This window comes from Pseudomonas sp. SC3(2021) (assembly GCF_019856535.1).
GTDB lineage: Bacteria > Pseudomonadota > Gammaproteobacteria > Pseudomonadales > Pseudomonadaceae > Aquipseudomonas > Aquipseudomonas monsensis.
Genome location: NZ_CP082236.1, coordinates 4,652,093 through 4,676,834 on the forward strand (window position 1 = coordinate 4,652,093; position 24,742 = coordinate 4,676,834).

Annotated in this window: 18 protein-coding genes; 12 read left to right on the forward strand and 6 right to left on the reverse strand. The window is 60.1% G+C overall.

Features of this window, described 5'->3' with window-relative positions; genetic code table 11:
- Positions 1 to 8 precede the first annotated feature (8 nt).
- Positions 9 to 1,436, reverse strand: coding sequence for a cytochrome-c oxidase, cbb3-type subunit I (ccoN, locus tag K5Y35_RS20835; protein ID WP_222832806.1), 1,428 nt, complete (start codon positions 1,434 to 1,436; stop codon positions 9 to 11).
- A 287-nt stretch (positions 1,437 to 1,723) separates the two neighbouring features.
- Here ccoN and K5Y35_RS20840 point away from each other — a divergent pair, with 287 nt between their 5' ends.
- From K5Y35_RS20840 to K5Y35_RS20855, 4 genes are all read left to right on the forward strand, one after another.
- Positions 1,724 to 3,397 carry a nitrite/sulfite reductase gene (locus K5Y35_RS20840; protein ID WP_222832807.1) on the forward strand — a complete coding sequence of 558 codons (1,674 nt, stop codon included), beginning with the start codon at positions 1,724 to 1,726 and terminating at the stop codon, positions 3,395 to 3,397.
- The gene (locus K5Y35_RS20845) at positions 3,394 to 3,873 is read left to right on the forward strand and encodes a DUF934 domain-containing protein (protein ID WP_222832808.1); all 480 of its coding nucleotides are present in this window, start codon (positions 3,394 to 3,396) and stop codon (positions 3,871 to 3,873) included. The genes K5Y35_RS20840 and K5Y35_RS20845 overlap by 4 nt, the downstream gene beginning before the upstream one ends.
- A 167-nt stretch (positions 3,874 to 4,040) precedes the next feature.
- The gene (locus tag K5Y35_RS20850) at positions 4,041 to 5,015 is read left to right on the forward strand and encodes a hypothetical protein (protein ID WP_123469094.1); all 975 of its coding nucleotides are present in this window, start codon (positions 4,041 to 4,043) and stop codon (positions 5,013 to 5,015) included.
- 503 nt (positions 5,016 to 5,518) lie between these two features.
- Positions 5,519 to 6,193 (forward strand): DUF3313 domain-containing protein, encoded by a 675-nt coding sequence (locus tag K5Y35_RS20855; RefSeq protein WP_222832809.1) that lies wholly within the window; start codon positions 5,519 to 5,521, stop codon positions 6,191 to 6,193.
- A gap of 109 nt (positions 6,194 to 6,302) precedes the next feature.
- On the opposite strand, the gene K5Y35_RS20860 is transcribed toward K5Y35_RS20855, so the two are convergent.
- A complete protein-coding gene (locus K5Y35_RS20860) occupies positions 6,303 to 6,728 on the reverse strand; it encodes a YciI family protein (RefSeq protein ID WP_222832810.1) in 426 nt (141 codons plus the stop codon).
- A 341-nt stretch (positions 6,729 to 7,069) separates the two neighbouring features.
- Here K5Y35_RS20860 and tpx point away from each other — a divergent pair, with 341 nt between their 5' ends.
- From tpx to K5Y35_RS20895, 7 genes are all read left to right on the forward strand, one after another.
- Positions 7,070 to 7,570, forward strand: coding sequence for a thiol peroxidase (gene tpx, locus K5Y35_RS20865; RefSeq protein WP_123469088.1), 501 nt, complete (start codon positions 7,070 to 7,072; stop codon positions 7,568 to 7,570).
- A gap of 189 nt (positions 7,571 to 7,759) precedes the next feature.
- A complete protein-coding gene (locus tag K5Y35_RS20870) occupies positions 7,760 to 9,067 on the forward strand; it encodes an MdtA/MuxA family multidrug efflux RND transporter periplasmic adaptor subunit (RefSeq protein ID WP_186746822.1) in 1,308 nt (435 codons plus the stop codon).
- Entirely contained in the window at positions 9,064 to 12,165 is a 3,102-nt protein-coding gene (locus K5Y35_RS20875; protein ID WP_222832811.1) for an MdtB/MuxB family multidrug efflux RND transporter permease subunit, read from the forward strand. The genes K5Y35_RS20870 and K5Y35_RS20875 overlap by 4 nt, the downstream gene beginning before the upstream one ends.
- Before the next feature lie 100 nt (positions 12,166 to 12,265).
- Positions 12,266 to 15,373, forward strand: a complete 3,108-nt coding sequence (locus tag K5Y35_RS20880; RefSeq protein WP_186746826.1) for an efflux RND transporter permease subunit — start codon at positions 12,266 to 12,268, stop codon at positions 15,371 to 15,373.
- Positions 15,370 to 16,839: an efflux transporter outer membrane subunit gene (locus tag K5Y35_RS20885; RefSeq protein ID WP_123469081.1), complete on the forward strand. Its 1,470-nt coding sequence runs from the start codon at positions 15,370 to 15,372 to the stop codon at positions 16,837 to 16,839. The genes K5Y35_RS20880 and K5Y35_RS20885 overlap by 4 nt, the downstream gene beginning before the upstream one ends.
- 195 nt (positions 16,840 to 17,034) lie before the next feature.
- Positions 17,035 to 19,116: a putative bifunctional diguanylate cyclase/phosphodiesterase gene (locus K5Y35_RS20890; RefSeq protein WP_222832812.1), complete on the forward strand. Its 2,082-nt coding sequence runs from the start codon at positions 17,035 to 17,037 to the stop codon at positions 19,114 to 19,116.
- A 183-nt stretch (positions 19,117 to 19,299) separates the two neighbouring features.
- The gene (locus tag K5Y35_RS20895; protein ID WP_123469077.1) at positions 19,300 to 20,046 is read left to right on the forward strand and encodes an SDR family oxidoreductase; all 747 of its coding nucleotides are present in this window, start codon (positions 19,300 to 19,302) and stop codon (positions 20,044 to 20,046) included.
- A gap of 116 nt (positions 20,047 to 20,162) precedes the next feature.
- Here the strand turns inward: K5Y35_RS20895 and mapR are convergent, their stop codons facing one another.
- The 3 genes from mapR to K5Y35_RS20910 form a co-directional block, all read right to left on the reverse strand.
- Positions 20,163 to 21,572 (reverse strand): GntR family transcriptional regulator MpaR, encoded by a 1,410-nt coding sequence (gene mapR, locus K5Y35_RS20900; RefSeq protein ID WP_008087199.1) that lies wholly within the window; start codon positions 21,570 to 21,572, stop codon positions 20,163 to 20,165.
- Between the two features lie 386 nt (positions 21,573 to 21,958).
- Positions 21,959 to 23,389 (reverse strand): cytochrome c oxidase accessory protein CcoG, encoded by a 1,431-nt coding sequence (gene ccoG / locus K5Y35_RS20905; protein ID WP_222832813.1) that lies wholly within the window; start codon positions 23,387 to 23,389, stop codon positions 21,959 to 21,961.
- A 195-nt stretch (positions 23,390 to 23,584) separates the two neighbouring features.
- Positions 23,585 to 23,833: a DUF3203 family protein gene (locus K5Y35_RS20910; protein ID WP_222832814.1), complete on the reverse strand. Its 249-nt coding sequence runs from the start codon at positions 23,831 to 23,833 to the stop codon at positions 23,585 to 23,587.
- Between the two features lie 124 nt (positions 23,834 to 23,957).
- Here K5Y35_RS20910 and K5Y35_RS20915 point away from each other — a divergent pair, with 124 nt between their 5' ends.
- The gene (locus K5Y35_RS20915) at positions 23,958 to 24,470 is read left to right on the forward strand and encodes an MgtC/SapB family protein (RefSeq protein ID WP_123469073.1); all 513 of its coding nucleotides are present in this window, start codon (positions 23,958 to 23,960) and stop codon (positions 24,468 to 24,470) included.
- Between the two features lie 51 nt (positions 24,471 to 24,521).
- Here K5Y35_RS20915 and K5Y35_RS20920 read toward each other — a convergent pair whose 3' ends face one another.
- Entirely contained in the window at positions 24,522 to 24,680 is a 159-nt protein-coding gene (locus K5Y35_RS20920; RefSeq protein ID WP_222832815.1) for a hypothetical protein, read from the reverse strand.
- Positions 24,681 to 24,742 lie beyond the last annotated feature (62 nt).

A 24,742-nucleotide genomic window follows, 5' to 3' on the forward strand; every position in this document is an offset into this window, starting at 1 on the left:
TCCTTGCCTCAGGCGATCTGCGCATCACTGCGCGCCAGTGCAACGTCCGCAACACGCACCGTGCGCCAGACGTTATAAGCCATCAGCAACATCCCGGTGAGGAAGAACACCCCGCCGGCAAACCGCACGATGAACCCCGGATGACTGGCTTGCAGCGCCTCGACGAACGAATAGGTCAGCGTGCCGTCCTCGTTGATCGCCCGCCACATCAGACCCTGGGTAATGCCGTTGACCCACATCGAGGCGATGTACAACACCGTGCCGATGGTCGCCAGCCAGAAGTGCAGGTTGATCAGCGGCGTGCTGTACATCTGCTCGCGGCCAAACACTTTGGGCACCATGTGGTAGGTCGCACCGAACGTAATCATCGCCACCCAGCCCAAGGCCCCGGCGTGGACGTGGCCAATGGTCCAGTCGGTGTAGTGGGAGAGGGCGTTAACGGTCTTGATCGCCATCATCGGCCCTTCGAAGGTCGACATACCGTAGAACGCCAGCGACAGCACCAGAAAGCGCAGGATCGGGTCGGTGCGCAACTGATGCCAGGCACCGGACAAGGTCATCATGCCGTTGATCATCCCGCCCCAGCTTGGCGCCAGCAGGATCAGCGACATGGCCATGCCCAGCGACTGCGCCCAGTCCGGCAGGGCGGTGTAGTGCAAATGGTGCGGGCCGGCCCAGATGTACAAGGTGATCAGCGCCCAGAAGTGCACGATCGACAAGCGGTACGAATACACCGGGCGGTTGACCTGTTTCGGCACGAAGTAATACATCATCCCGAGGAACCCGGTGGTCAGGAAAAAGCCCACCGCGTTGTGCCCGTACCACCACTGCACCATCGCGTCGGTGGCGCCGGAATACACCGGATAGGACTTGAACCAGTCCACTGGAATCGACAGGTGATTGACCACATGCAACATGGCGATCACCAGAATGAACGCGCCGAAGAACCAGTTGCCGACGTAAATATGCTTGGTCTTGCGCTGGACCACGGTGGTGAAAAACACGATGGCGTAAGCGACCCAGACCACCGCCATCCACACCGCGCCGGAGAATTCGATTTCGGCGTATTCCTTGGTGGTGGTGTAGCCCAGCGGCAGGGTGATCAGCATGATCACGATCACCGACTGCCACCCCCAGAAGGTGAACGCGGCGAGCTTGTCCGAGTACAGCCGCACCTGGCAGGTACGCTGCACCGCGTAATAACTGGCGGCGAATTGCGCGCTGCCGGCGAAACCGAAAATCACCAGGCTGGTGTGCAGCGGCCGCAAGCGACCGAAGGTGGTCCACGGCAAGTCCAGATTCATGTCCGGCCATACCAGTTGCGAGGCGATCCATACCCCCATCGCCATGCCCACGACACCCCAGAAAACCGTCGCGATGACAAATTGGCGGACGACCTTGTAGTTGTAAGCCTGTCCGATTGTTGCTGTGCTCATGGTCAGTTCATCCACGGTTGCAAAGTCTTGCCAGGCCACCCTGGTCTGGCACGAGCTGCACTGTAGAAACCCCGCCAGAAACAAAACAGGCTCAGGAATCTTTCATTTGTGCGGATCAGATTGAAGGGCTGACTGCGGCGTTCTGCCGCGCCCTGATATGGTTTTTATGCGTTCAGGTGAATCTGTAACGTGCTGCGCTGCTTCGTCATAGTGCATGCAGAATCTGTAGGAGTGAGCAAGCTCATTCCTACAGCAATTGCGCACAATTCTGATGGGGTAGTTGCTGCATGTACCAATACGATGATTACGACCGCGCACTGGTGTTCGAGCGCGTTGCGCAATTCCGCGATCAGGTCGAGCGCTTCATGGCTGGTGAGTTGAGCGAAGAGGAGTTCCTGCCGCTGCGCCTGCAAAACGGCCTGTACCTGCAAAAGCACGCCTACATGCTGCGTGTGGCGATTCCCTACGGCACCTTGAGCGCCGAACAGATGCGCACCTTGGCAGACATCGCCAGCGATTACGATCGCGGTTACGGCCACTTCACCACGCGGCAGAACATGCAATTCAACTGGATTGAGCTCGCCGAGGTGCCGGACATTCTCGAACGTCTGGCGCAGGTCAACATGCATGCGATCCAGACCTCCGGCAACTGCGTGCGCAACATCACCACCGAGGCATTTGCCGGGGTCGCGGCGGACGAAATGATCGACCCACGACCGCTGGCGGAAATCCTCCGGCAGTGGTCGACGATCAATCCGGAGTTCCTGTTTCTGCCGCGCAAATTCAAGATCGCCATCTGTTCGGCGAAGCAGGATCGTGCGGCGATCATGATGCATGACATCGGCCTCTATCTTTATCCCGGCCCGGATGGGCAAATGCTGCTGCGGGTGATCGTCGGCGGCGGACTGGGGCGCACGCCGATCCTCGGTCTGCAGATCCGCGAAGGCTTGCCGTGGCAGCATCTGCTGTCCTACGTCGAGGCGGTACTGCGGGTCTACAACCGCCACGGCCGGCGGGACAACAAGTACAAGGCGCGGATCAAGATTCTGGTCAAGGCACTGGGCATCGAGGCGTTCGCCAAGGAAGTCGAAGAGGAGTGGCAGCACCTCAAGGACGGCCCGGCGCAGTTGACCGACGCTGAATACGAGCGGGTCGCCAGTGCGTTTATACCGCCGACCTATCGCACCCTGGCCGATACCGATCTGGACTTCGGCACGCGGCTGGCCGAGAGCCCGGCGTTCGCCCGTTGGGTCGCGCGCAATGTGCGGCCGCACAAGGTGCCCGGTTACACCAGTGTGGTGTTGTCGACCAAGCCGGGCATGGCCGCGGCGCCGGGGGATGTCACCGGGGTGCAGATGCTCGCCGTGGCGGACTGGTCGCAGCGGTTCGGCTTTGGCGAGATTCGCATCGCGCATGAACAGAACATCGTCCTGCCCGATGTACCCAAATCAGACCTCTACGCTCTGTGGCAACTGGCGAGCAAGCACGGTCTGGGCAGCGCCAACGTCGGCTTGCTCACTGACATCATCGCCTGTCCGGGCGGTGACTTTTGTGCGCTGGCCAACGCCAAGTCGATCCCGATTGCCCAGGCGATTCAGACGCGCTTCGACAACCTCGACTACCTGCACGACCTGGGCGACATCAGCCTGAACATCTCCGGTTGCATGAACGCCTGCGGTCATCACCACATCGGCAACATTGGCATCCTCGGCGTCGACAAGAACGGCAGCGAGTGGTATCAGATCACGCTGGGTGGGGCGCAGGGCAAAAACAGCGCACTGGGCAAGGTTATCGGCCCGTCGTTCAGCGCTGCGGAAGTGCCGCAGGTGATCGAGCGGATCATCGGCACCTTTGTGCGTTATCGCGAGAGTGAGGAATCGTTTGTCGATACCCTGGCGCGCATCGGGCTGGAGCCGTTCAAGGAGCGGGTCTATCCGAAAACGCTGGAGGTGCCGGCATGAACAATCTGTTGCGACTGGAGCAGGGCGTGGCGCGGGTTGTGGCGGATGATCCGTGGACGCTGGTACGCGAGCCATTGACGCCGAGGCCCAACGGGTTGTTGATTCTGCCACTGGCACACTGGCTCGAATCGCCTTCGACCCACGCCGTGTGGCTCGGTCCGGACGATGAGGTCGAGAGCCTGGTCCCGTGGCTGGCGTCATTGCCGCTGATTGCCCTCGACTTCCCGAGCTTCCGTGACGGGCGTGCCTACAGTCAGGCGTATCTGTTGCGCCGTCGTTTCGGCTGGGCAGGGGAGCTACGCGCAATTGGCGACGTGTTGCGCGATCAGTTGAGCCATATGCGCCAGTGCGGCTTCGACAGTTTTGCCGTGCGCGCGGACAAGTCGGCTGAGGACGCACTCAAGGGACTCGCCGGCATGAGCGTGCTCTACGGCCGCTCGGTGATCGAGCCACGCCCACTGTTCCGAAGACGCTGACATCTTCCTGATAAAGGACTCCTGTGTGGGCTTTGCGTACCGGGGAAACCCTTAGGGCTCCCACGAATCGGGCATTTTTCCTTGGGTCGATGGTGGCCTTTTGGTAGAGTCGCCGTCGCCAGCGGGTTTTCGGCTGGACGATGGAACCGAAGAAGGGAGTCTGATCAGTGAGTCCGGGCAAAAAAATCCTCGGCCTCACCGCGTTGCTTTTGATGCTGACGCTGTGGGCCAGTTACTTTTATGTATTCAAGGAAAACCGTGGCGGTCAGCTCGGCGGTGTCGGCGAAAGCACCGCGTGGTGCGGCACGCCGCCGTCTACCGAAGCGGCGTTGCTGGGCAAGGATCAACTGACCTTGCGCGTCACCAACAACCTGCGCGGCGAGTTCATGCTCAGCGGTTCGCTGGTGGTCTCCGAACGCACTTTCAACCGCTACGACCTCGCTCGCAATGAACTGCGTTTGCGTCTGGAGCCGTTGCAATGGTCCTACGGCGTGACGCCGATCTTTCTTGAGCAAGTCAAGGTTCAGCCCCTGAGCCGCAACCTCTCGGCCACCAACAAAAGCGCCTATGCCGAACTGGAGCCACGCCCGATCGGTGTGCAGGGTCAGGTCACCGAATTCCCCTTCGACACCTATCGCTACGGCTACAAACCGGTGCTCTATTACCTCAAGGGCAGCGAGCGCGTCGATCTGCGCTTCAAGAACATCACCACGCTAATGGAGATGTCCAACACCTTCACGCCGATCCAGAAGTACAACCGCGTCGACTACATCAACGAGAAAACCTCAATGATCCGCGACGAGGATTACAAGGCGTACGGGCCGCACGAATGTGCCTTCAGCGTGGAGCGCAAAGGTTCGTTCAAGGTGGTTGTGCTGTTGCTTCTTCTGGTGCTGTGCCTGCCGTTGTTGTTGGTGTTTTACCGCAATGAACCGGGGATCGACTTCCTTGCCACGCTGTTGGGCGCGGCGATCGTGCGGGTGCTGCTGATCGGGCCGGTGCAGGACTTCCAGCTGTACAACATCGACTTCCTGTTGGGGGCAGCGATTTTGCTGGTGGGCACGGTGTCGCTGATCAAGGCGATGCACATCAACAGCCGGCGGGAGATGGCGTTGCGCAGTGGTGAGACTTCGTCCTGGTAACGGGGTGCCCCCCCCCCCGAAAAGCCCCTCACCCTAACCCTCTCCCGGAGGGAGAGGGGACTGATCGAGGTGTTTGTCGTCCTGCACCGACGTGGAAGACCGAGTCGATTATGGATTCAAAGCCAATCGCTCAAGTCGGTGCATCTTTCGAATATCCCCCAATCGGTCCCCTCTCCCTCTGGGAGAGGGCTAGGGTGAGGGAAGACAATTTCCAGCCGGTCACTTAAGCGTCAGATCGCCCAAGTTCTTATTCTTACAGCCCAGCAACAGCATCTGCGGGCATTCTGGCTCAGATTGCTCCAATGCAGCGGATTCTTGAAGTTCACCAATGGCCAAGAGCTCGATGCAGCGTTGCCGGATGCTCGATGTCTTTCAAATGACGCTTGTGATCCGCCGCGCAGCCTTGCGTGAATATTGTGCTGTGCAATCGCAATTACTGAAGTTTTAGCTATACCTGTAACTCCCCCAGGCAAAGTTTTCGGCCTTCTGACAGGAGTTACAGCATGAAGCTAGCAGTGATGATGGGCACTCTGTGCATTGCCACCGTCGCAATGGTGGGTTGTTCCAGCAAAACCGTCGACCCGAAAGAGTACTCAGGATTCCTCAAAGACTACAGCCAGCTCAAGGAGGCCAAATCCCCGTCCGGTGCCGAGGTGATGCGCTGGGTCGATCCAAAGGTGGACGTCAAGAAGTTCACCAGTGTGTACATCGAACCGACTCAGCTCTACCCGAAACCACAACCGACCGCGAAAATTTCCCAACAGACCCTCAATGGCATCACTTCCTACTACGACCAGGCACTCAAGCGTGAAATCGGCAAAGACCTGCCGCTTGCAACCGGACCCGGCCCAGGTGTGATTGTGGTGCGCGCGGCGATCACCGCTGTCAGCAGCAAGACCGAAGGCCTGCACGCGTATGAAGTGATCCCGATTGCCCTGGTCGCCGCCGCGGTAAGTACCGCCAGTGGTATCCGCGATCAGGAAACCACTCTGGCCACCGAGGCGGTTTTCCTCGATGGCGGCAACAACAAGGTCGTGGCGCAAGTGGTGCGCAAGGGCACCGGCAAACCGTTGGAAAACGACACGCAGGCGATGACGGCAAACGACGTCAAACCCGTGATTGATGGCTGGGCTTCCGACATGCGTCAGTCGTATCTGAAGCTCAAGTCCGCCAAATAACTGCAGCCCACTGCAGGAGCTGCCAAAGGCTGCAATCTTTTGATCTCGTTTCAGTCGATCAACATCAAAAGATCGCAGCCTGCGGCAGCGGCTACAGGGGATATTGGATTCAGCCGTTTTGCTTGGCCTGTTCACGAACGCGTTCTTCTTGCGCACGCGCTTCAGGGGTGAACTCGGCGCCAAAGTCTTCGGCGGAAAATATCTGGCGGATTTCAATATCGGACTCGCCCGGCATCGGATTAGGGCAGCGCTTGACCCATTCGATGGCTTCTTCTTTTGATTTCACTTCCCAGATCCAGTAGCCCGCCACCAGTTCTTTGGTTTCGATGAACGGCCCGTCGATGACCGTGCGTTTATCACCGGAGAAATGCACGCGCGCGCCTTTGCTGCTCGGATGCAGGCCATCGCAATCGATCAGGATGCCGGCCTTGACCAGTTCTTCGTTGAAGTTGCCCATGGCGGTGATCAGCTCTTTGCTGGGCATGATGCCGGCTTCCGAGTCGACGCTGGCTTTTACAAGGATCATGAATCGCATGGCGGTTGCTCCGTGGATTGTGGGGATTTGTTGTTTAGTCGAACGGGCCACACTTGAATCGACAGGGGCTCTGGTAAAAGTGCGGAGAATTTTTCACACCGCAGATCCATTGTCGGAGTGAGCCTGCTCGCGATAGCGGTGTGTCAGTCAACATTTGCGTATATGAAAGACCGCTATCGCGAGCAGACTCACTCCTACAGGGGAGTAGCGCTGGTTTTGTATACAATTTTTTGCGCAGGCACCCAACAATTTCCAAACAGGGCATAGGTCGTCGGACAATTTCGTGGTTAACTTCGGCCTCTTGCATGCTTTCCAATCAAAACATCAGAAGGACTCAAGTCATGGCTCAAGTCACCCTTAAAGGCAACCCGGTTCAAGTCAACGGCCAGTTGCCACAAGCCGGTTCCAAGGCGCCAGCCTTTTCTCTGGTTGCCGGCAATCTGTCCGACGTCACCCTGAAAGACTTTGCCGGCAAGCGCAAAGTGCTGAACATCTTCCCAAGCGTTGACACCCCGACCTGCGCCACTTCCGTGCGCAAGTTCAACGCTCAGGCCAACGACATCGCCAACACCGTGGTGCTGTGCATCTCCGCTGACCTGCCGTTCGCCCAAGCGCGCTTCTGCGGCGCCGAAGGCCTGGAAAACGTCCAGAACCTGTCGACCCTGCGCGGCACCGAGTTCATCGAAAACTACGGCGTGGCCATCGCTGACGGCCCGTTGAAAGGCCTGACCGCCCGTGCCGTTGTGGTTCTGGACGAAAACGACAACGTCCTGCACAGCGAACTGGTCAAGGAAATTGCCGAAGAGCCTAATTACGAAGCGGCGCTCGCCGTTCTGAAATAAGTGTTCTGAAACAAGCGCTTTTACAATTGTTAACGGCCTGGCCCTGTCCAGGCCGTTTTCATTTGTGTATCAGTGTTTTGCCTCACACCTTGAAACGTAAGTTGAAGGTAAATTGCCGGTAAAGCTGCTTTGCTTAATTCCCGTCAGTGCTTATCGTTCAGCCTCCCGTAGAAGAAGCCCACGCGCCCAATGGTTAATCAATCCATGCAATCGTCCCCACGCAACTCTCGTCGCTGGCTGATCAGCCTGCTTGTCTTGTTGGTTATCGCCGTCCTCTGCTGGAAATTCTGGCCGGCCGGTTCAGCCCACAAGGAGGGCGGCGAGAAGGCGGCGGCCGGGCATACCGGGCGTTCGGGGATGATGCGGCCGGGCTTCGGTGGTGGCACCGGACCAATTCCAGTGCGCGTGGCGCCGGCGGTCACGGGGGACTTCCCGCTGTATTACAAGGCGCTGGGCACGGTGACAGCACTCAACACCATCAATGTGCGCAGCCGGGTCGGCGGCGAACTGATGAAGATCAATTTCGAAGAAGGGCAGATGGTCAAGGCCGGCGACGTGCTCGCGGAGATCGACCCGCGCCCGTACCAGAACGCCTTGCTGCAGGCTGAAGGCACTTTGCTGCAGAACCAGGCGCAGTTGAAAAACGCCCAGGTCGATGTCGAGCGTTATCGCGGCCTGTACAAGGAAGACAGCATCGCCAAGCAGACCCTCGACACCGCCGAAGCGCTGGTCGGCCAATATCTGGGCACGGTCAAGACCAACCAGGCAGCGGTCAACGACGCGAAGCTCAATCTTGAATTCACCAAAATCCGTGCACCGATTGCCGGCCGGGTCGGTCTGCGTCAGGTAGACGTGGGTAACCTTGTCACCGCCAATGACACCACGTCCCTGGCGGTGATTACCCAGACGCAACCGATCAGCGTCGCTTTCACCTTGCCGGAAAACAGCCTCGAAACCGTGCTCGCCCGCTATCGCAGTGGCGCCAAACTGCCGGCCGAAGCCTGGGATCGCGGCGACACCAAACTGCAGGCCACCGGGGTGCTGCAAAGCCTCGACAACCAGATCGACGTCGCCACCGGCACCCTGAAGTTCAAGGCGCGCTACGAAAACCGTGATCAGGCGCTGTTCCCCAACCAGTTCGTCAATGTGCACCTGCTGGCCGATACTCTGAAAGGCGTGGTACTGGCGCCGTCGGCGGCCATTCAGTTCGGCACCAACGGTACCTTCGTCTATGCGCTGGACGGCGACAAGAAAGTCACCATCCGCCAATTGAAGATCGGCGCCAGCGACGGCGAAAACACAGTGGTCACCGAAGGTCTAGCGGCCGGCGACCGGGTGGTACTCGAAGGCACCGACCGCCTCAAGGAAGGCAGCGAAGTGGAAGTGGTCAACGACAGCAATCAAGTGCCGACCACGCCAACCGAACACCTGCAAGGCAAGGCCGCCGCCACTGCGCCGGACGCTGCCGTCGCTGACAAGGCCAAGAAGGGCGCATGAACATTTCGCGGCTGTTCATCCTCCGTCCGGTAGCCACCACCCTCAGCATGCTGGCGATTATCCTGGCCGGCCTGATTGCTTATCGCCTGTTGCCGGTATCGGCATTGCCGCAGGTCGATTACCCGACCATCCGCGTCATGACCCTGTATCCCGGCGCCAGCCCGGACGTAATGACCAGCGCCGTGACCGCGCCGCTCGAGCGCCAGTTCGGGCAGATGCCTGGCCTCACGCAAATGGCCTCGACCAGTTCCGGCGGTGCGTCGGTACTGACCCTGCGCTTCAGCCTCGACATCAACATGGACGTCGCCGAACAACAGGTGCAGGCCGCGATCAACGCCGCGACCAACCTGTTGCCGACCGACTTGCCGGCACCGCCGGTGTACAACAAGGTCAATCCGGCGGACACCCCGGTGCTGACCCTCGCGATCACCTCGAAAACCATGCTCCTGCCCAAGCTCAATGACCTGGTCGATACGCGCATGGCGCAGAAGATCGCCCAGATCAGCGGCGTCGGTATGGTCAGCATTGCCGGCGGCCAGCGTCAGGCGGTGCGGATCAAGGTCAACCCGGAAGCGCTGGCGGCCAACAGCCTGAACCTGTCCGACGTGCGCACCCTGATCGGCGCGTCCAACGTCAACCAGCCGAAAGGCAACTTCGACGGCCCGACCCGGGTGTCGATGCTCGATGCCAACGACCAGTTGACCTCGCCCAAGGACTACGCCAACCTGATCCTGGCCTACAAGAACGGTGCGCCGTTGCGGCTCAAGGACGTGGCGGAAATCGTCGATGGCGCCGAAAACGAGCGTCTCGCCGCGTGGGCCAACCAGAATCAGGCCGTGTTGCTGAACATCCAGCGTCAGCCAGGGGCCAACGTCATTGAAGTGGTCGACCGCATCAAGGCCCTGCTGCCGAGCATCACCGACAACCTGCCGGCCGGCCTCGACGTGACGGTGCTCACCGACCGCACGCAAACCATCCGTGCCTCGGTCACTGACGTGCAACACGAATTGCTGATTGCCATCGCGCTGGTGGTGATGGTGACGTTCCTGTTTCTGCGCCGTGCCAGTGCGACCATCATTCCCTCCGTGGCGGTACCGCTGTCACTGATCGGCACCTTTGGCGTGATGTACCTCGCCGGATTTTCGGTCAATAACCTGACGCTGATGGCGCTGACCATCGCCACCGGTTTTGTGGTCGACGATGCGATCGTGATGCTGGAAAACATCGCGCGTTTCATCGAGGAGGGCGACAGCCCGATGCAGGCTGCGCTCAAAGGGGCGAAGCAGATCGGTTTCACCCTGATTTCCCTGACGCTGTCGCTGATTGCGGTGTTGATCCCGCTGCTGTTCATGGCCGATGTGGTCGGGCGGTTGTTCCGCGAATTCGCCATCACCCTGGCCGTGGCGATCCTGATTTCGCTGGTGGTCTCGCTGACCCTGACGCCGATGATGTGCGCGCGTCTGCTCAAGCGTGAACCGGAAGAACACGAGCAGGGCCGTTTCTATCGGGCCAGTGGTGCGGTGATTGACTGGATGATTGCCGAGTACGGTCGGATGCTGCGCTGGGTGCTCAAGCACCAGCCTCTGACCTTGCTGGTGGCCATCGCTACGCTGGGGTTGACCGTATTCCTCTATATGGTCGTGCCGAAAGGCTTCTTCCCGGTGCAGGACACCGGAGTGATTCAGGGCATTTCCGAGGCGCCGCAGTCGATTTCCTTTGCGGCGATGGGCGAGCGTCAGCAGGAACTGGCGAAGATCATTCTGCAAGATCCGGCAGTGCAGAGCCTGTCGTCCTACATCGGGGTTGATGGCGATAACGCCACGCTCAACAGCGGCCGCCTGCTGATCAACCTCAAACCTCACAGTGCGCGGAATCTGACGGCCACCGAAGTGATCGCGCGCCTGCAACCGCAACTGGACAAACTGGTCGGTATTCGCCTGTTCATGCAGCCGGTGCAGGACCTGACCATTGAGGACCGGGTCAGCCGCACGCAGTACCAGTTCAGCATGTCGTCGCCGGATTCCGAGCTGTTGAGCCAGTGGAGCGGGCGTCTGGTCGAAGCGCTGGCCCAACGCCCGGAACTGACGGACGTTGCCAGTGACTTGCAGGACAAAGGTTTGCAGGTCTACCTGTTGATCGACCGCGATGCGGCCTCGCGCCTGGGCGTCTCGGTGCAGAACATCACCGATGCGCTATACGACGCCTTTGGCCAGCGGCAGATCTCGACCATTTACACCCAGGCCAGCCAGTACCGCGTGGTACTCCAGGCGCAAGCGGGGGAGCAGATCGGTCCGAAAGCGCTCGACCAGATTCACGTCAAAACCACCGATGGTGCGCAGGTGCGCTTGTCGAGCCTCGCCCATGTCGAAGAACGTCAGGCACAACTGGCGATCACCCATATCGGCCAGTTCCCGGCGGTGATGATGTCGTTCAACCTCGCTCCCGGCGTGTCGCTGGGGCATGCGGTCGATATCATCGAGCAGGTGCAGAAGGACATCGGCATGCCGATCGGCGTGCAGACCCAGTTCCAGGGCGCGGCCGAAGCATTCCAGGCCTCGCTGTCGAGTACCTTGCTGCTGATTCTGGCGGCGGTGGTGACCATGTACATCGTGCTCGGCGTGCTGTACGAGAGCTACATCCATCCGATCACCATCCTCTCGACACTGCCGTCGGCGGCGGTCGGCGCCTTGCTGGCCTTGCTGCTCAGTGGCAATGATCTGGGCATGATCGCGATCATCGGGATCATTCTGCTGATCGGTATCGTCAAGAAGAACGCGATCATGATGATCGACTTCGCCCTCGATGCCGAGCGCAACCAGGGCATGGCCCCGGAACAGGCGATCTATCAGGCGGCGCTGTTGCGTTTCCGGCCGATCCTGATGACCACGCTGGCAGCCTTGTTCGGCGCCGTGCCCTTGATGCTCGCCACCGGTTCCGGGGCTGAGCTACGCCAACCGTTGGGTCTGGTCATGGTGGGCGGGTTGCTGGTGAGTCAGGTGCTGACGCTGTTCACCACGCCGGTGATCTACCTGTACTTCGATCGCCTCGGTCGGCGCTTTGGCAAGACCAATGCCGACAGCGAAGAGGTGGCGGTATGAAAGCAGCTACGAGCATCGAGCCTCAAGCTGCAAGAGAAAAGCAGCAAGGGCCCGGCTACCTGGCTTTTAGCTTGAAGCTTGAAGCTTGGAGCTCTGAGCCATGAATCTTTCTGGTCCTTTCATCAAGCGACCGGTCGCGACCATGCTACTGAGCCTGGCGATCATGCTGCTTGGCGGCGTGAGCTTCGGTCTGCTGCCGGTGGCGCCGCTGCCGCAAATGGATTTCCCGGTGATCGTGGTGCAGGCGAGCCTGCCCGGCGCCAGCCCGGAAGTCATGGCCTCGACGGTGGCCACGCCACTGGAGCGTTCGTTCGGCGCCATTGCCGGCGTCAACACCATGAGCAGCCGCTCCAGCCAGGGCTCGACCCGGGTCATTCTGCAATTCGACCTCGACCGCGACATCAACGGTGCGGCCCGTGAAGTACAGGCCGCGATCAACGCTTCGCGCAACCTGTTGCCGAGCGGGATGCGCAGCATGCCGACCTACAAAAAGGTCAACCCGTCGCAGGCACCGATCATGGTGCTGTCGCTGACCTCCGATGTCCTGGAAAAAGGCCAGCTCTACGATCTTGCCTCGACCATCCTGTCCCAGAGCCTGTCCCAGGTGCAGGGCGTGGGTGAAGTGCAGATCGGCGGCAGTTCGTTGCCGGCGGTGCGTGTCGAACTCGAACCGCAGGCGCTGAACCAGTACGGCGTGGCGCTCGATGATGTACGCAAGACCATTGCCGAAGCCAATGTGCGTCGACCCAAGGGCTCGGTCGAGGACGGCCAGCGCCTGTGGCAGATCCAGGCTAACGATCAATTGGAGAAAGCCAAGGATTACGAGTCGCTGATCATCCACTACGCCGACGGCGCCGCGCTGCGCCTCAAGGATGTGGCCAAGGTCAGCGACGGCGTCGAAGACCGCTACAACAGTGGCTTCTTCAACGATGACGCCGCCGTGTTGCTGGTGATCAACCGTCAGGCTGGCGCCAACATCATCGAGACGGTCAACGAGATCAAGGCGCAGCTGCCCGCGTTGCAGGCGGTGCTGCCGGCCAGCGTGAAGCTGAACCTGGCAATGGACCGCTCGCCGGTGATCAAGGCTACTCTGCATGAAGCGGAAATGACCCTGTTGATTGCTGTAGCGCTGGTGATTCTGGTGGTGTTCCTGTTCCTCGGTAACTTCCGCGCCTCGCTGATTCCGACATTGGCGGTGCCGGTGTCGCTGGTCGGCACCTTTGCGGTGATGTACCTCTACGGGTTTTCGCTGAACAACCTGTCGCTGATGGCGCTGATTCTCGCCACCGGTCTGGTGGTGGATGATGCCATCGTGGTGCTGGAGAATATTTCCCGGCACATCGACGAAGGCGTCAAACCGCTGCAGGCCGCTTATCTCGGGGCCAAGGAAGTCGGTTTCACCTTGCTGTCGATGAACGTGTCACTGGTGGCGGTGTTCCTGTCGATCCTGTTTATGGGCGGCATTGTCGAAAGCCTGTTTCGTGAATTCTCCATCACGTTGGCAGCGGCCATCGTGGTGTCGCTGGTGGTCTCGCTGACCCTGACCCCGATGCTCTGTGCCCGCTGGCTCAAGCCGCACACACCGGGCCAGGAAAACCGTCTGCAACGCTGGAGCCGGCGCACCAACGACTGGATGGTCGGCAAATACGCCACCAGCCTTGACTGGGTGCTGCGCCATCGGCGCCTGACCTTGCTCAGCCTGTTGATCACCGTCGGGGTCAACGTCGCGTTGTATGTGGTGGTGCCGAAAACCTTCATGCCACAGCAGGACACCGGCCAGTTGATCGGTTTCGTGCGCGGCGACGATGGTCTGTCGTTCAGCGTGATGCAGCCGAAAATGGAAATTTTCCGCCGCGCCGTGCTCAAGGACGATGCGGTGGAAAGCGTCGCCGGTTTCATCGGTGGCACCAACGGCACCAACAATGCGTTCATGCTGGTCCGCCTGAAACCGATCAAGGAGCGCAACCTGTCGGCCCAGAAGGTCATCGAACGCCTGCGCAAGGAAATGCCCAAGGTGCCCGGCGCGCAACTGATGCTGATGGCCGACCAGGACCTGCAGTTTGGCGGTGGTCGCGAACAGACCACGTCGCAATACAGTTACATCCTGCAAAGTGGTGATCTGGGCGAGTTGCGCGAGTGGTATCCGAAAGTGGTCACGGCGCTGCGGGCGTTACCTGAACTCACGGCCATTGATGCCCGTGAAGGCCGTGGTGCGCAGCAGGTGACACTGATCGTCGACCGCGATCAGGCCAAGCGCCTCGGGGTGGACATGAACATGGTCACGGCGGTGTTGAACAACGCCTACAGCCAGCGGCAGATTTCCACGATCTATGACAGCCTCAACCAGTATCAGGTGGTGATGGAGGTCGACCCGAAATACGCCCAGGACCCGGTTACCCTCAAGCAGGTGCAGGTGATCACCGCCGACGGCGCGCGGGTTCCGCTGTCAACGTTCGCCCATTATGAAAGCAGTCTGGAAGACGACCGGGTCAGCCACGAAGGCCAGTTCGCCTCCGAGGACATTTCCTTCGACATGGCCGAAGGCGTGACGGTGGAGCAGGGCAGCGCGGCCATCGAGCGGGCGATTGCCAAGCTCGGTCTGCCGGAAGACGTGATTGCAAAAATGGCCGGTACCGCCGACGCCTTCGCCGCCACCCAGAAAAGCCAGCCCTTCATGATTCTGGGGGCGCTGCTGGCGGTGTATCTGGTGCTGGGTGTGCTGTATGAAAGCTATATCCACCCGCTGACGATTCTGTCGACGCTGCCCTCGGCCGGGGTCGGTGCGTTGCTGTCGATCTATGCGTTGGGCGGCGAGTTCAGCCTGATCTCCTTGCTCGGCCTGTTCCTGCTGATCGGCGTGGTGAAGAAGAACGCGATCCTGATGATCGACCTTGCGCTGCAACTGGAGCGTCATCAGGGCATGACGCCGCTGGAATCTATTCGCAGTGCCTGCCTGCAACGCTTGCGGCCGATCCTGATGACCACACTGGCGGCGATTCTCGGGGCCTTGCCATTGCTGCTCAGCCGCGCAGAAGGCGCGGAAATGCGCCAGCCGCTGGGCCTGACGATTATTGGCGGGCTGATTTTCAGCCAGGTGCTGACGCTTTACACCACGCCTGTGGTTTACCTCTATCTCGACAAGCTGCGCCATCGCTTCAACCAATGGCGTGGCGTGCGTACTGACGCCGCTCTGGAAACTCCGCTATGACTGACCGTTCGCTTATCCATCTGGCCACTGTTCGCGGTTCGCGCCTGTTGAGTCTGTCGCTGTGCGTGGCGATGCTCAGTGCCTGCGCTGTCGGCCCTGATTACCAGCGTCCGCAGACCGCTGAAATCGCCCAGTACAAGGAGGCCGAGGGCTGGCGTCAGGCCAACCCCAGCGACTCGCTTGCGCGGGGCGCGTGGTGGGAACTGTATGGCGATCAACAGCTCAACGGCCTGATCGAGCAACTCAACAGTTCCAACCAGACGGTTGCTCAATCCGAAGCGCAATTTCGTCAGGCGCAGGCACTGGTGCGCAGTGCACGTGGGGCGTTTTATCCGAGTGTCGACCTGAGTCTGGGTAAAACCCGTTCCAGTCAGGGCACCGGCAGCAGCAGTTCGAGCCTGAGCAGTTCGTCCAGCGGTATTCGTGACACCTACAACGCGCAGTTGGGGGTGAGCTGGGAGGCTGACGTCTGGGGCAAGTTGCGCCGTGGGCTCGAGGCCGACAAGGCCAGCGCCCAGGCGAGTTTTGCCGATCTGGCGGCCATGCGCCTGAGCCAGCAATCGGAACTGGTGCAGAACTACCTGCAATTGCGCGTGATCGATCAGCAGAAGCGCTTGCTCGAGGCTACTGTTGCCGCCTACGAACGCTCGCTGAAAATGACCCAGAACCAATACCGCGCCGGCGTTTCCGGACGTGACGCGGTCGCGCAGGCGCAAACCCAGCTGAAAAGCACCCAGGCCGATCTGGTCGATCTGATCTGGCAGCGGGCGCAATTCGAGAATGCGATCGCCGTGCTGACCGGGCAGGCGCCAGCGGACTTCAAGATTGCCGAAACCCAGACCATTCCGAACCTGCCGCAGGTGCCGTTGAGCCTGCCGTCGCAATTGCTGGAGCGCCGCCCGGACATTGCCTCGGCCGAGCGCTCGGTGATCGCGGCCAACGCCAATATCGGCGTGGCAAAGGCTGCGTATTACCCGGACCTGTCCCTGAGCCTGAGTGGTGGTTACAGCAGCAGCACCTCGAAAGACCTGATCAGTCTGCCAAACCGCTTCTGGTCGGTGGGACCGAAATTGACGTTGCCGCTGTTCGACGGTGGCATCCGTTCGGCGGAAGTCGACCGCACGGAAGCGGTGTATGACCAGACCGTGGCCAAGTATCGTCAGACCGTGCTCGACGGTTTCCGTGAAGTGGAAAACTATCTGGTGCAGCTGAAGGTGTACGAAGACGAAGCGGCGGTGCGTCAGGAGGCGCTGGACGCGGCCCGTGATTCCTTGCGCCTGACCGAAAACCAGTACAAGGCCGGGCTGATTGCTTACATCGATGTGGTGGTGGTGCAAGCCACAGCATTGAGCAACGAGCGCAGCGTGTTGACCATCCTGCAGAACCGCCTGATCGCCAGCGTGCAATTGATTGCCGCACTGGGCGGGGGCTGGGATGGCCAACTTGATGTATCCGACTCCCGCTGACCTGCAGGGGAATATATTTTTAACCTGCTGGTATAGGCCGGCTTTCGCCCTGGCGGACGATCAAACAAGCGTTTCATCGGGTTGATGGCAATTTGCTCACTTTGTCAGTGCGTTCTTCAGCGCAATCAGTACAATCGCCGCTTTTGCCCGGCCGAGAAAGGACGCTATACCGTCAGGCTGGCTACGAGAATTTCCATGCTCATCGGTAGTTATTCCTACACCCTGGTTTTCATTTCCTTGTGCGTGGCGATTCTTGCCTCATACACCGCGCTCGACCTGACCGGGCGCATTGCCACCTCAAGGGGCCGAGCCGTGCATTTCTGGACGGCAGGTGGTGCGTTGGCCATGGGCGTTGGCGTCTGGTCGATGCATTTTATCGGCATGCTCGCCTTCAAATTACCGATCGACCTGGGCTACGACATCGGGATCACCGCGCTTTCGCTGTTGATCGCGGTGCTGTCCTGTGGTTTTGCCCTGTGGCTGGTCAGTCAGCCCAAGCTGCCGGTGCTGCAACTGATCTTCGGTGCACTGACCATGGGCGCCGGTATCAGTGCTATGCACTACACCGGTATGGCGGCAATGCGCATGACACCGGGGATCGACTACGATCCGACGCTCTTCGGCGCATCGCTGTTGATTGCCGTCGGTGCAAGTGCCGTCGCGCTGTGGATCGCTTTCCGGCTGCGTCAGCATTCGCCCTATGTGCGCCTGATTCGCGCCGGGGCAGCGGTGATCATGGGCATCGCCATCGTCGGCATGCATTACACCGGCATGGCAGCAGCGCAGTTTCCCGAAGGCAGTTTCTGTGGCGCAACGCTCAATGGTCTCAAAGGCAATGGCGTTGACAGCCTGGTACTGATCACCACGCTGGCGGTGCTGTCGATTGCCTTGCTGACGTCGATTCTCGACGCTCGCCTTGAAGCGCGCACCGCCGATCTTGCGCACTCGTTGACCGTGGCCAATCGCGAACTGACGCAACTGGCCCTGCACGACACCCTGACCGGCCTGCCGAACCGCATGCTGCTGGATGACCGAATCAACCAGGCGATCAAGAAAGTCCATGAGCAGGGCGGTTGTTTTGCCTTGATGTTTATTGACCTGGACGGTTTCAAACCGGTCAACGATGCCTTTGGCCATCACATGGGCGATCAGTTGCTGCGCGAAGTGGGCTTGCGTCTGCGTGAGGATTTGCGCAGCCAGGACACGTTGGCGCGCATTGGCGGCGACGAATTCGTGCTGCTGGTGCGCCTGAGTGAGCCCAATGATGCCTTGAGTCTGGCGGCGCGACAGGTCGGCCTGATCGGGCAGTCGTTCCGCGTCGCCGAGCATGATCTGCAGATTTCTGCCAGCGTCGGTATTGCGCTGTACCCGGGCAATGGTCAGAACGCCCAGGAACTGCTGATGAACGCTGACGCGGCGATGTATCACGCCAAGGGCGGCGGCAAAAACGGCTACAGCTTTTTCGATGCGTCGATGAACAGCAATGCACGAAAACAGCTGCAATTGTTGCAGGACCTGCGTGCGGCACTCGAACACAACCAGTTCAGCCTGTATTACCAGCCGAAGTTCGACGCCGCCAATGGTCATCCGGTCGGCGCCGAAGCGCTGTTGCGCTGGCAGCATCCGTTGCACGGCATGTTGATGCCGGACAAGTTCATTGATCTGGCCGAGAAAACCGGGGTGATCATCGCCATCGGTGAGTGGGTGCTCAATGAAGCCTGCCGGCAGATGCGCGAATGGTACGTGCTGGGCTACACCGACTGGCGCATCGCGGTGAACCTGTCGGCATTGCAGTTCTGTCACGCCGGGTTGGTGCAGAGCGTGGCCAAGGCCCTGGCTACCCACCATTTGCCGGCCAACAGCCTGACCCTGGAAATCACCGAAACCACGGCGATGAGCGACGCCGACGCAAGTATGACGGTGCTGCAAGAGTTGTCCGACATGGGCGTGGACCTGTCGATCGACGACTTCGGTACCGGTTATTCAAGCCTGATGTACCTCAAACGCCTGCCGGCCAACGAGTTGAAGATTGATCGGGGGTTTGTGCGGGATCTGGAGCATGACAGTGACGATGCCGCGATTGTCTCGGCCATTGTCGCGCTGGGTCAGGCGCTGGGTTTACGGATCGTCGCCGAGGGCGTGGAGACCGGCGTGCAGCAGGATTTCCTCACGCAGTTGGGGTGTGATTCGTTGCAGGGGTATCTACTGGGGCATCCGATGCCGGCAGAGAAGTTCATGCAGAGCATCGTGAGCGCGGAGAAGCTGGCGGCGCTCTGACGTCACGCTGAGCGTTGTTCAAGACAAACACTGTGGCGAGAGAGCAAGCTTCCTCGCCACAAATGCAATACAACTGCGAAAGTCGCGGTACCGGCCGAGCCTTTGACAGAGCCCATGCAAAACCCGCCAATGGCGGTTATTCTTCCCCCCGACTGTTACGTGTGCATTGGGGGGAAGGTCTGCATGGATAAAGTCATTGTGATCACCGGCGGCGGACGCGGCATCGGCGCAGCCACGGCGCTGCTGGCCGCCGAACAGGGCTATCGGATCTGCATCAACTATCAGTCAGACGAGCAGGCCGCACAAAGCGTACTGGAACAAGTCCGTGCGCTGGGTGCGCAGGCTATTGCGGTGCGCGCCGATGTCAGTATCGAAGACGAGGTGATTGCGCTGTTTCACCGGGTCGATACCGAACTGGGCCGGGTCACCGCGCTGGTGAACAACGCCGGCACCGTCGGGCATAAATCGCGCGTCGATGAAATGTCCGAATTCCGCATTCTGAAAATCATGAAAACCAACGTCTTGGCGCCGATCCTCTGCGCCAAGCACGCGATCCTGCGCATGTCGCCCAAGCATGGCGGACAGGGCGGCAGCATCGTCAACGTGTCATCCGTGGCTGCACGCCTGGGTTCGCCGAATGAATACGTCGATTACGCGGCGTCCAAAGGTGCGCTCGACTCTTTCACCATCGGTCTGTCCAAGGAAGTGGCGGGCGAGGGGATTCGGGTCAACGCCGTGCGTCCGGGTTACATCTACACCGATTTCCATGCGCTGAGTGGCGATCCGGATCGGGTCAGCAAGCTGGAGTCAGCGATTCCGATGGCCCGGGGCGGGCGGCCGGATGAGGTGGCGGAGGCGATTGTCTGGTTGTTGTCGGACAAGGCTTCGTACGCGACCGGGACGTTTGTTGATCTGGGTGGCGGCCGTTAATTCAACGGTGTCTGGACAGACCCCATCGCGAGCTGGCTCACTCCTGCAGGTGAACGCATTTCAAATGTAGGGGTGAGCCTGCTCGCGATAGCGATAGTTCAAACAACACAGAACTGTCAGAACGACCGCACAATCCGCCCCAGCGTCTCCATCGCCTTCTCCGAGTCCTCGGTCCACGGGCTGCCGTAATTCAACCGGATGCAGTTGCGAAAGCGCTGCGTCGGCGAGAATATCGGCCCCGGCGCAATGCTGATGCCTTGCGCCAATGCCATCTGGAACAACTTCAGCGAATCCATCTGCGGCGGCAATTCCAGCCACAAAAAGTAGCCGCCCGCCGGTTGGCTGACCCGGGTTTGTGCCGGGAAATAGCGAGCAATGGCCGCGAGCATCGCGCTCTGCTGTTCTTCCAGTGCGTAGCGCAGCTTGCGCAAGTGGCGGTCATAGCCGCCATGTTGCAGATAGTCGGCAATCGCCGCCTGTGCCGGCATCGAGGCACAGAGCGAGGTCATCAGTTTCAGCCGTTCGATTTTCTGCGCGTAGCGCCCGGCAGCGACCCAGCCGATGCGGTAGCCGGGGGCCAGGCTCTTGGCGAACGAGCCGCAGTGCATCACCAGCCCTTCGGTGTCGAAGGCCTTGGCCGGTTTCGGCGCCTGCTGGCCGTAATAGAGTTCGGCGTAGACGTCATCCTCGATCAGCGGCACCTGATGCCGGCGCAGCAGTTCCACCAGTTCCTGTTTCTTCGCCTCGGGCATGGTTGCCCCCATCGGGTTCTGGAAACTGGTCATGCACCAGCAGGCCTTGATCGGATGTCGCTCCAGCGTCTGTGCAAGCACGCCGAGGTCGATACCGTCGCGTGGGTGCACGGGAATTTCCACCGCTTTGAGTTTCAGCCGCTCCAGCACTTGCAGGCTGGCATAAAACGCCGGGGCCTCGATGGCGACCAGGTCGCCCGGCTCGGTCACCGCTTGCAGGCACAGGTTCAGCGCTTCCAGGGCGCCGTTGGTGATCAGCAGTTCTTCCATCGGCAGCATCAGTCCGCCGACCATGTAGCGCAGGGCGATCTGCCGGCGCAGTTGCGGGTTGCCCGGCGACATGTCGGTGACCACCATGCGCGGGTCCATTTCCCGGGCGGCGCTGGCCAGTGACCGCGACAGGCGTTGCAGCGGGAACAGCGTCGGGCTGGGAAACGCCGAGCCGAAGGGCACGGTGCTCGGGTCCTTGATCGATTCCAGCACCGAGAACACCAGTTCGCTGACGTCGACTTCGGTGGAGTCGTTGACATGGCTGCTGATCACCGGCTCCGAGAACGGGCTCGGCGCATGGGTGTTGACGAAGTAGCCGGAACGCGGCCGGGCGCGGATCAGGCCGCGGCGTTCCAGCAGGTAATAAGCCTGGAACACCGTGGATGGGCTGACCCCGTAGGTCTGGCTCGCGTAGCGCACCGACGGCACCCGCTGGCCGGGGCCTAGGACGCCGGAGCGGATCAGTTCAGCGATGTCGTCGGCGAATTTTTCGTAGCGTTTCATCGAGGAGCCTTGGTGCTGGTTGATGATGAGGTGTGTCAGGAGAACTGCCCCTCACCCTAACCCTCTCCCAGAGGGAGAGGGGACTGATTGGGGGATGCTAGCGAACTACACCGACCTGAAAGTGCTTTGCTGAATCCACAATCGACTCAGCCTGAAAAGTGCTTTGCTGAATCCACAATCGACTCAGCCTGAAAGTGCTTTGCTGAATCCACAATCGACTCAGCCTGAAAGTGCTTTACTGAATCCATAATCGACTCGGTCTGAAAGTGCTTTGCTGAATCCATAATCGACTCGGTCTGTCAGGTCGATGTATAGCGACAGACACCTCGGTCGGCTCCCTCTCCCTCCGGGAGAGGGCTGGGGTGAGGGGAAAGGATTCTAACGGCTCAACGATTCATCGGCGCCACAAACCTGCTTTTCGCCAAGCTATAAATCTCGGGCTCATCGCTGTCGGCAATCTTGAAACTCAAGGTCTGTGAACTGCTGGCCGGACGCTCCGTGGTCATCGCCACCGACACCGGCACATCAACAATCTCGCCCGGCGCCAGGCTCAGTTCGGTCTTGCCTTGCAACTGGAAACCGTCGCCATCGACCAGGCTCAGGTTGTAGGCCTGGCGCTGCTGGGTCTTGTTGATGACCTTGAGGGTGTAGATGTTCTCGATCTGGCCCTGGCCGTTCTCACGGAACAGCCCGCGATCCTTGGTCACGTCCAGCGACACCATCGGCCGTTCGACCAGCGCCATGGCCAGCGCACCGATCATCACCAGCAGCACCGCGACATAGCCGATCAGACGCGGACGCAGCAAATGGGTCTTGCCCCCCTGCAATTCCCGTTCGGAACTGTAGCGGATCAAACCGCGCGGGTAGTTCATTTTGTCCATGATCGAATCGCAGGCGTCGATGCACGCCGCGCAACCGATGCACTCCATCTGCAGGCCATCGCGGATGTCGATGCCGGTCGGGCAAACCTGCACGCACAACTGGCAGTCGATGCAGTCACCGAGGCCGGCCTCGGCGGGTTTCACCTCGCGTTTGCGCGGGCCACGGTTTTCGCCACGGGCCACGTCGTACGAAATCGCCAGGGTGTCCTTGTCGAACATCACGCTCTGGAACCGCGCATACGGGCACATGTGCATGCATACCGCTTCTCGCAGCCAGCCGGCATTGATGTAGGTGGCAGCGGTGAAGAACAGCACCCAGAACAGGCTGACGCCACCGATGTGCAAGGTCAGCAGTTCTTCGGCCAGCGGCCGGATCGGGGTGAAGTAGCCGACAAAGGTCAGTCCGGTCATCACGCTGATCGCCAGCCACAACGTGTGCTTGGCGGCGCGTCGGGCCAGTTTGTTCAGGCTCCACGGCGCCGCTTGCAGCTTGATCCGCTGGTTGCGTTCGCCTTCGGTTATTTTCTCGCACCACATGAAAATCCACGTCCACGAACTCTGTGGGCAGGTGTAACCGCACCAGACCCGCCCGGCGAACACGGTGATGGCGAACAGACCGAACGCGGCAATGATCAGCAACGCCGAGAGCAGGATGAAATCCTGCGGCCAGAAGGTCGCGCCGAAGATATGGAATTTGCTTTCGGAAAGATCCCAGAGCACGGCCTGACGACCGCCCCAGTTCAGCCACACGGTGCCGAAGAACAGCAGAAACAGAAACCCCGCGCCGCTCATGCGCAACGTGCGGTACAGGCCAGTGAAGCTGCGGGTGTGAATCTGCTTGTCAGTGGAGCCGGCCTTCGCCTTCATCGGGCGACCCGGTACATTTTTTATAGTGGGGCTTGCTTCTACGGTTCGGACGGGAATTTGTTCGCTCATGGTCATTCGCTCATCAGCCTCCATCAGGCCAGCGCACTATGAGCGTCGATCTGTTTGCATAACAGACTCAGGTATTTCAATAAAAAGCGGATCAGATGAGATTCTGTACAACGCCTGCGACAACTTGAAGCAGCCCGCAAACAAAGGCGCAAACGCCTATATCAGACGTTTGCGCGAGGTGTTGATCAAGGTCAGTCAAATCACCGAACCACTCTCGTCAGCCTTCAAGTGCTTGCGACCGTCTCTGGCGCCTGCAACGGTCAATTCGTCGGCTTCTGCTTCGGTGATGTAAACGCGCCGGCCCTCTATTTCCACGAACGACATGGCTTTGTCGCTGTCCGTGCGGACTTCCAGGGTGTCGCAAATGCGGATTTCTTCGCCATTCTCGACCGTGAAAAAACACATTTTTTGTTCGGGATTGGATTCATCGACTCGAAGGGGCATGAGGGCAGTCCTTTTTTCAGGGGGGTCTGAAAGGTTAGGGCACAGGCTTCGCCGATCGTTCTGCGCAACTGATTAATGGTCGCCGCTGTCCATCGTTTATCCAGCCCAATAACAAGGACTCCCTATGAACGCGTGGTGGCATGAAGTGTGGGAAACCCTGCAGGCGGAATTCGCCGACATCGGTGATGCGTCGCAGTTGACGCGGATCACCGTGCGCCTGCTGATGGCAGCGATTCTTGGGGGCATCCTCGGTTTCGAGCGCGAACACAAGGGCAAGGCTGCCGGGGTGCGCACGCACATGCTGGTGGCGCTCGGTGCGGCGCTGTTCGTGCTGGTGCCGCAGACGTCCGGCGCTGAATCTGACGCGATGAGTCGAGTGCTGCAAGGGGTGATTGCCGGGATCGGTTTTCTCGGTGCCGGCACCATCCTGAAAAACCGCGAAGGTGATGAAGGCCACGTGAAAGGTCTGACGACGGCGGCGGGGTTGTGGATGACCGCAGCCATTGGTGTGGCAACCGGGTTGGGCAGAGAGGCGACGGCGCTGTTCAGTACGTTGCTGGCGTTGGGGATCTTTAGCGTGATGCCGCGAATTGTCCGCGTGTTCGAAAAGGACGATGAGCAGAACAGGCACCTGTAGGAGCTGCCGAAGGCTGCTCCTACATGAGCCATATCAGCGCGCAGGGAAGAATCAGACGATAACCGGTGGCATCGTCGTCGGCGGTTCTTCCTTGGCCGGTGGCGTGGTGCCTGGCGGTTCTTGCTCGGGCACCGGTTGCGGTTCTGTCCCCGGCAGGGTGGGTTTGTCGATGTTCGGATCAGGCGTTTCGGCCGGAATCGGGATGTTCATCAGGGTGACCTCCGTGTGGCACATGGCGTGAGAAGTGCTTAAGTGGATTGACCACCTTGCGG